Origin of the sequence: Stutzerimonas marianensis, from assembly GCF_022810315.1 — a bacterium.
GTDB classification, from domain to species: Bacteria; Pseudomonadota; Gammaproteobacteria; order Pseudomonadales; family Pseudomonadaceae; genus Stutzerimonas; species Stutzerimonas marianensis.
The window spans coordinates 305,468-319,530 of the sequence record NZ_JALGRD010000001.1 but is presented as its reverse complement, the minus strand read 5'-3'; the positions used below and the strand labels follow the sequence as shown (position 1 = coordinate 319,530).

General features: G+C 63.5%; 14 protein-coding genes. 3 read left to right on the top strand and 11 right to left on the bottom strand.

Annotated features, from left to right (window positions below; genetic code table 11):
• Position 1: 1 nt before the first annotated feature.
• The 6 genes from metW to MST27_RS01370 all read right to left on the bottom strand — a co-directional run bounded on the left by metW (position 2) and on the right by MST27_RS01370 (position 6,292).
• Entirely contained in the window at positions 2-601 is a 600-nt protein-coding gene (gene metW / locus MST27_RS01395; protein WP_243604216.1) for a methionine biosynthesis protein MetW, read from the bottom strand.
• A 9-nt stretch (positions 602-610) separates the two neighbouring features.
• On the bottom strand, positions 611-1,750 hold the full coding sequence (gene metX, locus MST27_RS01390) for a homoserine O-succinyltransferase MetX (RefSeq protein WP_243604215.1): 1,140 nt from the start codon (positions 1,748-1,750) through the stop codon (positions 611-613).
• Positions 1,751-1,832: 82 nt separating this feature from the next.
• Positions 1,833-3,779 carry a dynamin-like GTPase family protein gene (locus MST27_RS01385; RefSeq protein ID WP_243604214.1) on the bottom strand — a complete coding sequence of 649 codons (1,947 nt, stop codon included), beginning with the start codon at positions 3,777-3,779 and terminating at the stop codon, positions 1,833-1,835.
• Between the two features lie 114 nt (positions 3,780-3,893).
• Positions 3,894-4,484 (bottom strand): YggT family protein, encoded by a 591-nt coding sequence (locus tag MST27_RS01380; RefSeq protein WP_243604213.1) that lies wholly within the window; start codon positions 4,482-4,484, stop codon positions 3,894-3,896.
• A 261-nt stretch (positions 4,485-4,745) separates the two neighbouring features.
• The gene (proC, locus tag MST27_RS01375) at positions 4,746-5,582 is read right to left on the bottom strand and encodes a pyrroline-5-carboxylate reductase (protein ID WP_243604212.1); all 837 of its coding nucleotides are present in this window, start codon (positions 5,580-5,582) and stop codon (positions 4,746-4,748) included.
• A gap of 17 nt (positions 5,583-5,599) precedes the next feature.
• Positions 5,600-6,292 carry a YggS family pyridoxal phosphate-dependent enzyme gene (locus MST27_RS01370; RefSeq protein ID WP_243604211.1) on the bottom strand — a complete coding sequence of 231 codons (693 nt, stop codon included), beginning with the start codon at positions 6,290-6,292 and terminating at the stop codon, positions 5,600-5,602.
• A gap of 66 nt (positions 6,293-6,358) precedes the next feature.
• Between MST27_RS01370 and MST27_RS01365 the strand changes: the two genes are divergently transcribed.
• Both MST27_RS01365 and MST27_RS01360 read left to right on the top strand, forming a co-directional pair.
• On the top strand, positions 6,359-7,393 hold the full coding sequence (locus tag MST27_RS01365) for a type IV pilus twitching motility protein PilT (RefSeq protein ID WP_243604210.1): 1,035 nt from the start codon (positions 6,359-6,361) through the stop codon (positions 7,391-7,393).
• A gap of 79 nt (positions 7,394-7,472) precedes the next feature.
• Complete coding sequence (locus MST27_RS01360) at positions 7,473-8,618, top strand: PilT/PilU family type 4a pilus ATPase (protein ID WP_243604209.1); 1,146 nt, start codon at positions 7,473-7,475, stop codon at positions 8,616-8,618.
• Here the strand turns inward: MST27_RS01360 and MST27_RS01355 are convergent.
• Both MST27_RS01355 and MST27_RS01350 read right to left on the bottom strand, forming a co-directional pair.
• Entirely contained in the window at positions 8,615-9,451 is an 837-nt protein-coding gene (locus MST27_RS01355; protein WP_243604208.1) for a TIGR03915 family putative DNA repair protein, read from the bottom strand. The genes MST27_RS01360 and MST27_RS01355 overlap by 4 nt on opposite strands.
• The gene (locus MST27_RS01350; RefSeq protein WP_243604207.1) at positions 9,451-10,662 is read right to left on the bottom strand and encodes a putative DNA modification/repair radical SAM protein; all 1,212 of its coding nucleotides are present in this window, start codon (positions 10,660-10,662) and stop codon (positions 9,451-9,453) included. Before MST27_RS01350 ends, MST27_RS01355 begins: the two co-directional genes overlap by 1 nt.
• A 131-nt stretch (positions 10,663-10,793) precedes the next feature.
• Here MST27_RS01350 and MST27_RS01345 point away from each other — a divergent pair, with 131 nt between their 5' ends.
• Positions 10,794-11,189 carry an NINE protein gene (locus MST27_RS01345; protein WP_243604206.1) on the top strand — a complete coding sequence of 132 codons (396 nt, stop codon included), beginning with the start codon at positions 10,794-10,796 and terminating at the stop codon, positions 11,187-11,189.
• Between the two features lie 50 nt (positions 11,190-11,239).
• Here the strand turns inward: MST27_RS01345 and MST27_RS01340 are convergent, their stop codons facing one another.
• The 3 genes from MST27_RS01340 to pyrR are packed head-to-tail and all read right to left on the bottom strand — an operon-like array spanning position 11,240 to position 14,050.
• Positions 11,240-12,511, bottom strand: a complete 1,272-nt coding sequence (locus tag MST27_RS01340; RefSeq protein WP_243604205.1) for a dihydroorotase — start codon at positions 12,509-12,511, stop codon at positions 11,240-11,242.
• Positions 12,511-13,527 (bottom strand): aspartate carbamoyltransferase catalytic subunit, encoded by a 1,017-nt coding sequence (locus tag MST27_RS01335; protein ID WP_243604204.1) that lies wholly within the window; start codon positions 13,525-13,527, stop codon positions 12,511-12,513. Before MST27_RS01335 ends, MST27_RS01340 begins: the two co-directional genes overlap by 1 nt.
• A gap of 10 nt (positions 13,528-13,537) precedes the next feature.
• Positions 13,538-14,050, bottom strand: coding sequence for a bifunctional pyr operon transcriptional regulator/uracil phosphoribosyltransferase PyrR (gene pyrR, locus MST27_RS01330; RefSeq protein ID WP_243604203.1), 513 nt, complete (start codon positions 14,048-14,050; stop codon positions 13,538-13,540).
• Between the last annotated feature and the right edge of the window lie 13 nt (positions 14,051-14,063).

Here is a 14,063-nt window from a genome sequence, read left to right as displayed (position 1 = left end):
GTCAACGGCCGAGGCCGGTGACCCGATAGATGCCGATTTCGCCAATCAGGTTGGGCCAGATTCGGCTGGCCAGCCCATGTTTGTGGTGGCGATCCACGGCCAGGCGTTCGAGCACACGTGCGCCAAGCTCGTGGCACAGTCGCTCGAAATCCTCGAACGTGCAGAAGTGGATGTTTGGTGTGTTGTACCACGTGTACGGCAGAAACTCCGAGACTGGCATGCGTCCCTTGCTGGCCAGGTACCAGCGGCAGCGCCAGTGGCCGAAGTTGGGAAAGGTGATGATGCACTCGCGCCCGACGCGCAGCATTTCCCGGAGCAGTTCGTCCGGGTAGTGGACGGCTTGCAGGGCCTGCGTCATGACCACCATGTCGAAGCTGTCGCTGGCGAAGTTGCCGAGGCCTTTGTCCAGGTCCTGCTCGATGACGTTCACGCCTTTGTCGATGCAGGCGGCAATGTTGTCGGGGTCGATCTCCAAGCCATAGCCGCTGACCTGCTTGTGCTGCTGAAGCCAGGCCAGCAGGTCACCATTGCCGCAGCCGAGGTCCAGCACCCGGCTGCCCACGGGTATCCAGTCTTGGATGATGTCCAGATCGGCACGCATGTCGGTTCCTTATACGGCGATGCGGTTCATGTACCCGCGAAAGGCCTGCAGATAGCGGGGATTGGGGATCAGGAAAGCATCGTGTCCCTGCGGCGCGTCGATTTCCAGGTAGCAGACGTTCTTGCGAGCGGCCATCAGCGCATCGACGATTTCGCGCGAGCGCTCCGGCGAGAAGCGCCAGTCGGTGGTGAACGACATGATGCAGAAGTCGGACTGGGCCACGGCAAGCGCCCGTGACAGGTCATCGTCGTGGGCCGCAGCCGGGTCGAAGTAGTCGAGCGCCTTGGTCATGAGCAGGTAGGTGTTGGCGTCGAAGCGCGTGGAGAACTCCTCGCCCTGATAGCGCAGGTAGCTTTCAACCTGGAACTCGACGCTGTTGAAGTCATAGTTGAGCTTTTCACTCTTCAGGCCGCGGCCAAACTTGGTCCCCATGGCGTCGTCGGACAGGTAAGTGATATGCCCCACCATGCGCGCCAGCATCAGGCCGCGTCTGGGGATCACGCCCTGTTCCTGGAAGTGCCCACCGTGGAATTCCGGATCGGACAGGATCGCCTGGCGCGCCACCTCGTTGAAGGCGATGTTCTGTGCCGACAACTTCGGCGCCGAGGCGATCGCGACGCAGTGGCGAACACGCTCGGGATAGCTCATGGTCCACTGCAGGGCTTGCATGCCGCCCAGGCTGCCGCCAACCACCGCAGCCCATTGCTCGATACCCAGCACGTCGGCCAGGCGCGCCTGGCTGTTGACCCAGTCCTCGACGGTGACCACCGGAAAGTCGGCGCCATAGGGGTTGCCCGTAAGCGGATTGACGCTGCAGGGGCCCGTCGAGCCATTGCAGCCGCCGAGGTTGTTCAGGCTGACGACATAGAACCGATTGGTGTCGATGGCCTTGCCCGGGCCGATGCAGCTGTCCCACCAGCCGGGCTTGCGGTCTTCCGGATCATGAAAACCAGCGGCGTGATGATGCCCGGACAACGCGTGACAAATCAGCACGGCGTTGCTGCGTGCATCGTTCAGCTGGCCGTAGGTTTCGTAGATAAGTTGGTAGTCGTGCAGCGAGCGGCCACTGGCCAACGGCAAGGGCTCGCGAAAGTGTTCGATCCTGGGAGTCACCAGGCCAACGGAATCGGCTGGAATAGCTGTGGGCATCGACCCTGGCTCGTAGTGGAACAAAGGCGGCAAAGTCTAATGCCAAGCGCGCCCCAATTCACGCTCAATCGCAGCCTGGTGCTCAGCCGATAGCAACCACCTTTCCCTGGCGGCGAATCGGAGCCGGGCGGCGCAACACGCGCAGCATCTCGCCGGCCTGGGCCAGTTGCTGTTCGAGCTCGACGCTGTAGCGGGCCAGCAGACGGCCGCGCTGGCTGCTCTGCTGGTTGTCCTGCGCCAGGCCCTTGAGGCGCAGCATGTGTGCCTCGAGCTGTTGCTTGTGTTCCAGCGAATGCTGCATCAAGGGCAACAGGGCCTCGCTGGCCCAGTGCTCGGCCTCTTGCCGCAGGCGTTGGTGCATCGCGACGACTTCCTGGACCAGCGTGGCAAAGAATCGGCGCGTGAGGGTGCGCTGCTCGGTAAGCAGCGTCTTGAGCTGCAAGCGGAACTGGTCAGCCTTGACCTGCAGTCCCTTGAGCTCGCGCTGGTAAGGCGCAAGCTGGAACAGCGGCGCATCGGCGCCGTGCAGCGGGTTCTCTTCGTTGTGCCTTCGATAGATGGCCGAGACCATCTTGTTGGCCAGCGCGGCCTCTTGCTCGAGTGCGCCCAGATCCTGCTCCACGGAACGAAAGAAGTGCAGGATGCTGAGGTTGATGCCGAGCGTGGTCAGGCTGCCGGTCAGGCTGCGGCGCAGGCGCGTCAGGTGCTCGTCGAGCCGTTCGGCGCGGATGGTCGCCCGCAGCAGTTCGCCCTGACGTTGCAGCAGACGCTGGTTGGTCTTGAGTTGCAGCAGTCGTTTGTGGTGCTGGTTGTGGTCGTGCCGGGTCCGTGCCGTCAGTTCCAGCAGCATCTGGCCGTTGTCCTGGCGGTGGCCGTCGAGCAGCTCGCACTGCTCGCGGACCTTGCCTAGCCGCTGGGTCAGGATCTGCTGGCTGCCCTGCAGCAGGGCAATGACCTGGCGGACGACCTGCTGTTCGAGCAGCTGTTCCTTCTGCGCCAGGATGCGTTCGCAGAGCAATTGCTCAAGCGAGGTCAGCCGGCTGCGTTCAAGCAAGGCCTGATCACCGCGGATCTTGCCCAGCAAGGCCTGCTTGGCCGACAGCGGCAGCACGCCATCGACGGGGATGCCCAGTTGTTTGGCGGTGCTGGCCTGCATGCGGTCGATCGCCGTCTGCACGTAGCTCTCGCCGGCGACGTCGTCCCAGAGCACGTCGATCTTGTTCAGCACGGCGAACAGGCGATTGCGGTTGCCATCATCGAGCTGCTGGATGTGCTGCTGCCAGATCTCCATGTCGCTGGCGGTCACACCGGCATCCGCCGATAGCAGGAAGATCACTGCTTGCGCGTTCGGCAACATCGACAGGGTGAGTTCCGGTTCGCTGCCCAGGGCGTTCAGGCCCGGTGTGTCGAGCACACGAAGGCCTTGCCGCAACAGCGGATGGTCGAAGTTGACCAGCGCATGGCGCCACGCCGGGACCAGAACTTCCCCTTCCACGCCCGACGCTTCCAGTGCGTCTGCCTGAAAGCCGAGCTGCAACGCCTGGTGGACGGGCATGGATTTGGTCGAAGCGACCTGGGCGAATGCTTCGACCAGCCGTTGCGGATCATCGGCGTGCAGGGGAATGTTCAGCCACGCCTGCGGGGTGCGCTTGAACTGCGCGATGCTAGTTTCCTCAAGGCGCGATTCGATCGGCAACAGGCGGATGTAGGCCTGTGTCGCGCGCGGATCGAAGAACAGCTCGGTCGGGCACATGGTGGTGCGGCCCGCGCGTGAAGGAAGGATGCGCTGACCATATTCGGAGAAGAACAGGCTGTTGATCAGCTCGGTTTTTCCGCGTGAGAACTCGCCGACGAAGGCCAGGGTGATGTGGTCGGTGCGTAGCAGCTTGAGCGCCCGGTCGAGCCTGGCATCGACACCGTCGGAATTGAGACGGTTGTGAGACAACCAGCTCCGGTAGCGGGTGATCTCGCGAATGAGGTCGCGCTTCCAGGAGACATAGGCGTCCACTTGCCGGTCGAGTCGTTCCATGAGGGGTTCCTGAAAGGCTGGGTCGGGCGATTATCCCAGTCGCCAGGTGGGCGTCAATCGAGTGGCTGTGAACTGCCGCCCAAAGGCTCGATGAAGCGAATGGGCGGTCGCGGGTCAGATCAGCGTGCGGAGAATATTCGGCATGTGCGTGCTCATCGCCAGGTTGTTGATGACCAGCATGTCCAGAAGTTTGATGGCAAGAAACGCGAAGATCGGTGAGATGTCCAGGCCGCCGAGGTTCGGCAGCAGCCGTCGGAAGGGGGCGAGTACGGGCTCGCAGACCTGGCTCACCAGTTGTGCGCCCGGGTTGTGGCTGCCAGGGGCGACCCAGGAGAGGATCACGCTGATGATGAGGGCGTAGAAAAAGATGTTCAGGAACAGACCAGTCACACCGATGATGGCCCAGACCAGAAGTTGCAGCACGTTACCGGTGGTGCCGTAGGCGATCATCAGCACGGCTGCCATCAGCAGCATCTGCACGATGACGGCCAGCACCAGTGAGGAAAGATCCAGGCCACCGATGCTGGGTATCACCCGGCGCAACGGCTTGAGCAGCGGGTGCGTGGCGCGAACGATGAACTGGCTCAACGGATTGTAGAAGTCGGCCCGGACCAACTGCAGGATGAAACGCAACAGCACGATCAGCAGGTACAAACTGCCAAGCGTCTGAACGATCAGGATCAGGGCTTGCGAAAGTTGCGACATGTAGGCTCCTTAGGCTCTATGGATGTGGTGTCGCGAGCCGCGTTGCTGCGCCAGACGGCGCAAGGCAAGGCGCGGGGCGCCGGTAATGGTTGGGCTTGCCAAGTCCCGCAGCGCCGCGTGGCGCCACGGCCGCGCAACCCGAAGGGCCGGGCCCGTTTCGCGCGGTGCCGCGTGTTTCGCCGTTCATTTGGAGCGGCCAAATTTCTCTCCTCATGCCGTACTCCGCGCGCGAACTGTCGCCGGTGCGGCCGCGACGAAACGTCAACAGCCCCTGTCGCCCAGTTGTTCGGCCAGTTCTGCCGAGCGGCGTGCAGCGGCGTTCAATGCCTGGTCCACCAGGGATTCGAAGCCGCCCGCTTGGAAAGCTTTGATCGCCGCTTCGGTGGTTCCGTTCGGTGAAGTGACGCGACGCCGCAGCTCCGCGGCGTTCACATCGCTTTCGCAGGCCATGCGTGCAGCGCCCAGTGCCGTGTGCATGGTCAGCTGCGCAGCCGTATCGCGAGGCAGGCCCAGGCGTTCGCCGGCGGCCGTCATGGCTTCCATCAGCAGGAAGTAGTAGGCCGGACCACTGCCTGAGACAGCGGTAACGGCGTCGATCAGGCGCTCTTCTTCCAACCATAGCGCCAGGCCCACCGCCGACAGCAATTGCTCTGCCTGCTGCCGTTGCGTGTCGCTGACCTGGGCGTTGGCGAACAGTCCACTGACGCCCTGGCGGAGCAGCGAAGGGGTGTTCGGCATGCAGCGCACGATGGCACGTGGCGGCTGCTCGCCCAGCCAGGCCTGCAGACTGGCGCAGGTGATGCCGGCGGCAATCGAGACGATCAATTGGCCGGGTTGCAGCGAGGTGGCCAGGTCTCGGCAGACGTCCTGCATCACCTGCGGCTTGACCGCCAGCACAACCATGTCTGCCTCGGCGACGGCCTCGGCGTTATCGGAAAACGTGGCAATGCCGTATTCGGCCGTCAGCGCCTGACGCTTTTGCGTGCCGGGATCGCTGGCGCGGATGGCCTCAGCGGGAACGCCTTGGGCGCGCAATCCGCCAATCAGGCTGGCAGCCATGTTGCCGCCGCCGATAAAGGCGATACGGGGGGTGTTCATGAGGGAATTTCCTTTATTCATGCGGAGGGCGTGCCATAGTCCCGGGCACCGAAGAGCGCCGTGCCGATACGAACCCAAGTTGCCCCTTCGGCGATGGCGGCTTCCAGGTCTTGGCTCATGCCCATCGAAAGCGTATCGAGGTTCAACGCGAGATCGGCTTGCAACTGGCGTAGGCGGGCGAACGCGGCATGCTGCTCGGCGAGGTCATCGGTCGGCGCGGGGATGGTCATCAGTCCGCGTAGACGCAGGCGTGGCAGTTCGGCAATGCGGCGGGCCAGTTCGGCCACTTCGTGCGGCTCGCAACCGGATTTGCTGGCCTCGCCGCTGACGTTGACCTGCAGGCAGATGTCGAGCGGTGGCTTGTCTACCGGGCGCTGGTCGGACAGACGCTGGGCAATCTTCAGACGGTCCACCGAGTGCACCCAATCGAAGTGCTCGGCGATCGATTTGGTCTTGTTCGACTGGATCGGCCCGATGAAATGCCAGGCCAACGGCAGATCGGCAAGCGCGGTCTGCTTCTCCAGAGCTTCCTGCACATAGTTCTCGCCGAAGTCGCGAAGGCCCGCAGCGTGCGCCTGGCGAATTGCCTCGGCGGACTGGGTCTTGCTCACGGCCAGCAGGTGCACCTCGTCAGGATTGCGACCCACAGCTTGCGCCGCCTCACGGATGCGCGCTGCGACCTTTGCAATATTGTTCGCTATCGTGGACATTACCTGCGCCTGCCAGCCTAGGGTCTGCGCGGCATTCTACCTGCTTGCTTGTAATTGGGGAGTCCCATGGATATCACAGAGCTGCTGGCCTTCAGTGCCAAGCAGGGTGCCTCGGATTTGCACCTGTCTTCCGGCCTTCCGCCGATGATCCGCGTCGATGGCGACGTGCGCCGGATCAACCTCCCCGCGATGGACCACAAGCAGGTGCACGCGCTGATCTACGACATCATGAACGACAAGCAGCGCAAGGACTTCGAGGAATTCCTCGAAACCGACTTCTCGTTCGAAGTCCCCGGCGTGGCCCGCTTCCGCGTTAACGCGTTCAACCAGAACCGGGGTGCGGGCGCCGTATTCCGGACCATTCCATCGAAGGTCCTGACCATGGAGGATCTCGGCATGGGCGAGGTCTTCCGCAAGATCACCGATGTGCCGCGCGGGCTGGTGCTGGTGACCGGTCCGACCGGCTCGGGCAAGTCGACCACTCTGGCGGCGATGCTCGATTACCTGAACAGCACCAAATACCACCACATCCTCACCATCGAGGACCCGATCGAATTCGTTCACGAGTCCAAGAAGTGTCTGGTCAACCAGCGTGAGGTGCACCGCGACACCCTGGGATTCTCCGAGGCCCTGCGCTCGGCCCTGCGTGAAGACCCGGACATCATCCTCGTGGGTGAGATGCGGGACCTTGAAACCATCCGCCTCGCACTGACCGCTGCGGAAACCGGCCACCTGGTCTTCGGCACGCTGCACACCACTTCCGCGGCCAAGACCATCGACCGTGTTGTCGACGTTTTCCCTGCCGAGGAAAAGTCCATGGTGCGCTCGATGCTCTCCGAGTCGCTGCAGGCCGTCATTTCCCAGACCTTGTTGAAGAAGGTCGGCGGTGGCCGGGTGGCGGCGCACGAAATCATGATCGGCACGCCGGCAATCCGAAACCTGATTCGCGAGGACAAGGTCGCCCAGATGTACTCGGCGATCCAGACTGGCGGCTCACTGGGCATGCAGACGCTGGACTCGTGCCTCAAGGGTCTGCTGTCAAGGGGCGTGATCTCTCGCGACAGCGCGCGGGAAAAAGCCAAGCAGCCGGAAAACTTCTGACCCTGGGCGGAGCGGCCCGCGCGGGCCGGCTCGCCGATTTGCCTGATCGCGGTTTCGCCCGACGAATACGAGAACGACGATGGAATTCGAGAAACTGTTGCGCCTGATGGTGGAAAAGGGTGGCTCCGACCTCTTCATTACGGCGGGCGTGCCACCGTCCATGAAGGTGAACGGGAAGATCATGCCCGTCAGCAAGACGCCGATGTCGCCTGAGATGACCCGCGAAACCGTGCATGCCGTGATGAACGAGCAGCAGCGGCGAGAGTTCGCCGAGAATCACGAGTGCAACTTCGCGATCAGTGCCCGTGGCATCGGTCGTTTCCGGGTCAGTGCCTTCTACCAGCGCAACCTGGCCGGTATGGTGCTGCGCCGTATCGAAACCAATATTCCGACCATCGAAGACCTCAAGCTTCCGGAAATCCTCAAGAAGCTGGCGATGACCAAGCGTGGGCTGGTGCTCTTTGTCGGCGCGACCGGTACCGGCAAGTCGACATCCCTCGCGGCGATGATCGGCTATCGCAACAAGAATTCCAGTGGTCACATCATTTCCATCGAGGACCCGATCGAGTTCATCCACCAGCATCAGAGCTGCATCGTTACGCAGCGCGAGGTGGGGATCGACACCGATTCGTTCGACGTGGCGCTGAAGAACACCCTGCGCCAGGCGCCGGACGTGATCCTCATCGGCGAGGTGCGGACCCGCGAAACCATGGACTACGCGGTCGCCTTCGCTGAAACCGGTCACCTCTGCCTGGCAACCCTGCACGCCAACAACGCCAACCAGGCGCTGGACCGAATCATCAACTTCTTTCCCGCCGATCGGCAGCAACAGGTCTGGATGGACCTGTCGCTGAACCTCAAGGCGATCGTCGCCCAGCAGCTGATTCCCACGCCCGACGGCAAGGGTCGCCGTGCAGTCATCGAAGTGCTGATCAACACCCCGCTGGCGGCCGACCTGATTCGCAAGGGCGAGGTGCATGAGCTCAAAGGGCTGATGAAACGCTCCACCGACCTGGGTATGCAGACCTTCGACCAGGCCTTGTACAACCTCTATGTGCAGGGCGAAATCACCTATGAAGACGCCCTGGCGCATGCGGATTCGTCCAACGACCTGCGTCTGATGATCAAGCTCGGCTCGGAAACCGATGGCGAGCACCTGACCAGCGTTTCCCAGGGGCTGACGCTTGAGGTCAGCGATGACGACCCGGGACGCAGCTTCCGCTAACCACTTCCTTCCCGCGCCCGCCCGATGCGCTTGCCAGCTTTTTCGGCAACGCGCTCGGCCTGTCCGTCACGCTGGGCGCCGGCTTGCGCTCGGCTCATCAGCTCGGGTATCAGGGCACCTTCTGGCAGATTCTTCCAGAATCGAACAGGCAGATTGTTTTCCATCACGCTACGGTTCAGTCGCGCCGGGTTGAAGGTGCTCTCGTAATACGCCTTCCATAGCGCCCCGCCCGGGTCGACTGTATTCATCGCCCGTTGCTGCCACGCGGGCGGGCAAGGACGTGCGTAGACCAGATCGTTCCCGTTCCAGCAGACCCCGTCGTCCGGTGTGGCAATCATCCAGCTGTTCTCGCCCATGCGTTCAGCGAAATGCTCGGCTGCCCAGGGCAGCACGTCGTGCACCGGCTCGAACCAGGCGACATGCTGTATTCCGTCGTCGTTGGCAAGCGGGCTGAAGCGCAGGAAGGCATGCAGGTGGTGGGCTTCCCGACGCACCGCCTTGATGCGGGCATGCAGTTCGCTGCCGTCTGCATCGCCAGGCAATCGAGCGGCCAAGTCCCCCTGCGCGACTCGCCAGAGCACGCGATAGAGCAGGCTCCAGCGCTTCTCGACGCGAAAGCGCGCCGCCATTTCCAGCTCGTCCAGCAATTGTCTAGGCACTCGGATGGGCTTTTTCGCTCGGGTCGCGGGCGCTGGCAAGTCGTTATCGAACAGGCCGGCCGTTTCGTTGCTGGTTGTCCAGCTCACCTCGTGTGGCGCGATACTGTCCTGCAACAGCGTTCTTGCGCAGTTTCTCCAATCCTCGAAGCTGCCATCGAAGCGCACCGTGATCATCACCAGAGCGCCATCTGTGCGGGTGTGTCACGCAATTGCTGGCGCAGCGCGGCGGATTCCTGGGTCGCCAGGCGCGGGCGATAGTCTTGAGTGACGACGAAAGGCTTGGCCTTCTCCAGCGCGCAGCGCAGACGCGTGAGATCCTCGAAGCGAATGCGCTTCTGCCGGCGCAGGGCGATCAGTCGTCTGGCACTGAGCATGCCGATGCCCGGGACACGGGCAATCATCGTCTCGTCCGCCGTGTTCAGGTCTACCGGGAACTGCTCCCGGTGCGCCAGCGCCCAGGCGAGTTTCGGATCGATGTCGAGCGCCAGATTGCCGGGCCCGCCGAGCAGCTCGTCGGCCTGGAAGCCGTAGCCGCGCATCAGGAAGTCAGCCTGGTAGAGTCGGTGCTCCCTGAGCAGCGGCGGCGCCTCGAAGGGCACGGTGCTGGGGCTGTGGGGAATCGGGCTGAAGGCCGAATAGTAGACCCTGCGCAGTCTGTAGCTGCCGTACAGCGTCTGTGCGGTATGCAGGATGGTGCTGTCGTCGGTGCTGTCGGCGCCAACGATCATTTGCGTGCTCTGTCCGGCGGGTGCGAAGCGGGGCGCGCGTCGTTCCGCGCTGGCTTCCGTTTCGCCGTCATGGATGGTCTGCATTGCCTGTTTGATGGTGACTACCTGTTTCTCCGGTGCCAGACGGATCAGGCTGCTTTCGGTCGGCAGCTCGATGTTCACGCTGAGCCGATCGGCATGGCGCCCGGCCTCGGCAATCAGCTGCGGGTCGGCGTCGGGGATCGTCTTCAGGTGGATGTAGCCGCGGAACTCGTGTTCCTCGCGAAGCAGCCGGGCCACCCGCACCAGCTGCTCCATGGTGTAGTCGGCCGAGCGGATGATGCCGGAGCTGAGAAAAAGACCGCTGATGCAGTTGCGGCGGTAGAAGTCCAGCGTAAGGCTGACCACTTCTTCCGGCGTGAAGCGCGCCCGCGGCACGTCGCTGGAGCGCCGGTTGACGCAGTACTGGCAATCGTAAAGGCAGAAGTTGGTCAGCAAAATCTTGAGCAGCGCCACGCAGCGACCATCCGGTGTGAAGCTGTGGCAAATCCCCATGCCGTCGGTCGCGCCAAGCCCGCTCTTGCCTCTTGAGCTTCGCTTTGGCGCGCCGCTGCTGGCGCAGGACACATCATATTTGGCGGCGTCCGCAAGCACGCTGAGTTTGTCGATCAGTTGCATGTCGAAGGTCTTCTATACTGTTTGTCCATACAGTATCACGGGCTTGCCGGCCGGCGGTGCCCGTCCGGCGCCACGAGCGGGCCGCGATTTCGGATAAGCTGTCGACTGACCAACAGAGCAACGAGGTTCGGATGCGGCAGAACACTCACAGCACCTTGATCGGCTATCTCCTCTGGATATTCGGGTTTCTTGGCTCCCACCGTTTCTATTACGGCAAGCCGATCACCGGGACGATCTGGTTCTTTACCCTGGGCCTGTTCTTCGTTGGCTGGATCATCGACCTGTTCCTGATCCCATCGATGGACCGCCAGGCCGACATGCGCTTTCAGCCCGGGCCGATCGACTACACCGTCGCCTGGATACTCCTGACCTTTCTTGGCGTGTTTGGCGTGCACCGCATGTATCAGGGCAAATGGATCACGGGCCTGATCTACCTGTGCACGGGTGGGCTCTTTTTCGTCGGTATCCTGTATGACTTCTGGACGCTGAACAGTCAGGTTTCCGAGCGCAACCTGCAAGCGCGCTGATGCCAGTCAGGCGGCCCGCCGTCGGACAGCAGGCCGCTGTGTCGCCTGTCTCAGCGCTGGAAGGCGACTCGGCCGTCCACCAGCGTATAGCGCACGGCGCCGGGCAAGCAGTGGCCGAGGAAGGGGCAATTGCGGCCTTTCGAATACCAGGTCTCGCCGGCCAGTGTCGAGCTGGCCGGATCGAACAAAACCAGATCCGCGGGGGCGCCGGTGGCGAGGCGACCCGCTGGCAGTCGCAATGCCGTGGCGGGCCCGCTGGTCAGGCGGGCCAGCAGCGTCGGCAGGTCCAGCAGGCCGTCATGTACCAGGGTCATGGCCAGCGGCAAGAGGATGTCCACGCTACTGATGCCTGGTTCCGTCTCGCCGAACGGCGCATCCTTCGCGTCGGCCTCGTGGGGCTGATGATGGCTCGAGATCGCACTGATGACGCCCGAGCGAACCGCATCTCGCAGCCCTTCGCGGTCGGCCACGCTGCGCAGGGGCGGCTGCACGTGGTAAAGGCTGGAGAAACCGTGTAGCGCCTCGTCGGTGAGGATCAGCTGGTACATCGCCACATCGGCCGTGACGGGCAGGCCGCGGGCCTGGGCTTCGGCAATCATGCGGGCGCCGCGTGCAGTGGTCAGCTGGGTGAAATGCGCGCGGACACCGGCTTGCTCGACAAGGAGCAGGTTGCGCGCGAGCGCGACGGTTTCGGCGGTCTCGGGAATCCCCGCCAATCCCAGGAAGGCCGCGGGTGGGCCCTCATGGGCGAGGCCGCCGGCTGCGAGGTCAGCGTCCTGCGAATGCATGACCACCGTCAGGTCGAAAGTGGCTGCGTATTCCAGTGCGCGGCTGAGATTGCGCTGGTTGGTGAAGTTGGCCAGGCCGTTGCCGAAGGCCACGCAACCGGCGTCGCGCAGCGCGACCAATTCGGCCAGCTGCTCACCGGCCAGGTCACGGGTCAAAGCGCCGATTGGGTAAACCTTCGCATGCCCGGACAGGCGGGCGCGGTCGAGGATCAGTTCAGCGACGGCAGCGGTGTCCAGCACCGGGCGGGTCTGTGGCGGGCAGCACAAGCTCGTGACGCCCCCGGCGGTCGCGGCAAGCGTCTCACTGGCGATGTTGCCCTTGCGGCTGTATCCGGGTTCGCGCAATGCAACCGACAGGTCGACCAGGCCGGGGGCGGCGACCAGCCCGGTGGCGTCGAGCGTATGGACGGGGCGGAACCCGGCCGGGGCGGCGCCGATGGCGAGCACCTTGCCGTCCTGGCAATGGATGTCGGTGACTTCGTCGCGGCCGCTGGCCGGGTCGATCAGGCGGGCACCGAGGATGGTCGTCGGCATCAGTTCAGCTCCTGGGCAGCTTGTTCATTGTCCCGTTGACGCTGTGCGGTCTGGCCGCTCATGGTCATCGACAGCACGGCCATGCGGATCGCGATGCCATAGGTGACCTGGTTGAGAATCACCGATTGCGTACCGTCGGCCACGGCCGATTCGATTTCGACGCCCCGGTTGATCGGGCCGGGGTGCATGACGATGGCATCGGGCTTGGCCAGCGCCATGCGTGCCGTGGTCAGGCCGTACAGGCGGTAGAACTCACCTTCACTCGGCAGCAGGCCGCCCTGCATGCGCTCGCGTTGCAGCCGCAGCATGATCACCACGTCGACGTCTCTCAGCCCTTCGTTCATGTCGTTGAAGACGCGCACGCCATACTGTTCCAGGCCGATCGGCAACAGCGTCTTGGGGCCGATGACGCGGATATCCGGACAGCCAAGCGTCTTGAGCGCCAGCATGTTGGAGCGGGCCACACGTGAATGCAGGATGTCGCCGACGATGGCCACCGACAGCTTTTCGAAGTCGCCCTTGTGGCGGCGGATGGTCAGCATGTCGAGCATGCCCTGCGTAGGGTGCGCGTGCCGCCCGTCGCCACCGTTGATCACCGCGACGTCGGGGCAGACGTGCTCGGCGATGAAGTGCGCCGCGCCGGATGCGGCATGGCGCACCACGAACATGTCGGAGGCCATGGCCTCCAGATTGCGCAGCGTATCGGTGAGCGTCTCGCCCTTGCTGGTCGAGGAAGTCGATACGTTCAGCGTGATGACGTCCGCGGACAAGCGCTTGGCGGCCAGTTCGAAGGTGGTGCGGGTGCGCGTCGAATTCTCGAAGAACACGTTGCACACCGTCTTGCCGCGCAGTAGCGGGACTTTCTTGACGGCGCGGGCGCCTACTTCGAGAAAGGAGTCGGCGGTGTCGAGGATTTCGGTAAGCAGTTCGCGGGGCAGCCCGTCCAGGGACAGGAAATGGCGCAGCTGGCCATGGTCGTTCAGTTGCAGCGGCCGATTGGCGTCGGTAGGCGTCATCGCGAGGGTCTCAATTGGCAGGAACAAGGGTCTGGTACTCGAGCGCGAGCGGCGCGGGGCCCAGCAGCTTGACGCGCTGCTCCGCGGCCAGCGAGAGGGTCGCGCCCACCACGTCGGGGCGGATCGGCAACTCGCGGGCGTTCAGATCGAGCAGGCAGACCAGGCTGACACTTGCGGGGCGACCATAGTCGAACAGCTCGTTCAGCGCGGCGCGAATGGTCCGGCCACTCATCAACACGTCGTCGATCAGTACCAGATGCTGCCCTTCGATCTCGAACGGTAGCTCCGACGGTCGAACTTGTGGATGCAGGCCGTTCTGGGTGAAGTCGTCACGGTAGAAGGAGACATCTAGGATACCGAGTGCCTCCTGCCGATCGCGCAACTGCAGCAGCGCCTGGGCGATCCAGACACCGCCGGTCCGTATTCCGACGAAGCGCGGCTCGGTGATGCCCCTGCTGTCGAGGTGCCGAGAAAGGGCAGCGGTCATTTCGGGAAGCAGGTGTTGAGGGTTGGGCAGGGTCATGGTTACTCCTGGG

Coding starts and splice junctions, on each gene's coding strand:
- metW (WP_243604216.1), bottom strand. CDS start 601: ATGCGTGCCGATCTGGACATCATCCAAGACTGGATACCCGTGGGCAGC.
- metX (WP_243604215.1), bottom strand. CDS start 1,750: ATGCCCACAGCTATTCCAGCCGATTCCGTTGGCCTGGTGACTCCCAGG.
- MST27_RS01385 (WP_243604214.1), bottom strand. CDS start 3,779: ATGGAACGACTCGACCGGCAAGTGGACGCCTATGTCTCCTGGAAGCGC.
- MST27_RS01380 (WP_243604213.1), bottom strand. CDS start 4,484: ATGTCGCAACTTTCGCAAGCCCTGATCCTGATCGTTCAGACGCTTGGC.
- proC (WP_243604212.1), bottom strand. CDS start 5,582: ATGAACACCCCCCGTATCGCCTTTATCGGCGGCGGCAACATGGCTGCC.
- MST27_RS01370 (WP_243604211.1), bottom strand. CDS start 6,292: ATGTCCACGATAGCGAACAATATTGCAAAGGTCGCAGCGCGCATCCGT.
- MST27_RS01365 (WP_243604210.1), top strand. CDS start 6,359: ATGGATATCACAGAGCTGCTGGCCTTCAGTGCCAAGCAGGGTGCCTCG.
- MST27_RS01360 (WP_243604209.1), top strand. CDS start 7,473: ATGGAATTCGAGAAACTGTTGCGCCTGATGGTGGAAAAGGGTGGCTCC.
- MST27_RS01355 (WP_243604208.1), bottom strand. CDS start 9,451: ATGATCACGGTGCGCTTCGATGGCAGCTTCGAGGATTGGAGAAACTGC.
- MST27_RS01350 (WP_243604207.1), bottom strand. CDS start 10,662: ATGCAACTGATCGACAAACTCAGCGTGCTTGCGGACGCCGCCAAATAT.
- MST27_RS01345 (WP_243604206.1), top strand. CDS start 10,794: ATGCGGCAGAACACTCACAGCACCTTGATCGGCTATCTCCTCTGGATA.
- MST27_RS01340 (WP_243604205.1), bottom strand. CDS start 12,511: ATGCCGACGACCATCCTCGGTGCCCGCCTGATCGACCCGGCCAGCGGC.
- MST27_RS01335 (WP_243604204.1), bottom strand. CDS start 13,527: ATGACGCCTACCGACGCCAATCGGCCGCTGCAACTGAACGACCATGGC.
- pyrR (WP_243604203.1), bottom strand. CDS start 14,050: ATGACCCTGCCCAACCCTCAACACCTGCTTCCCGAAATGACCGCTGCC.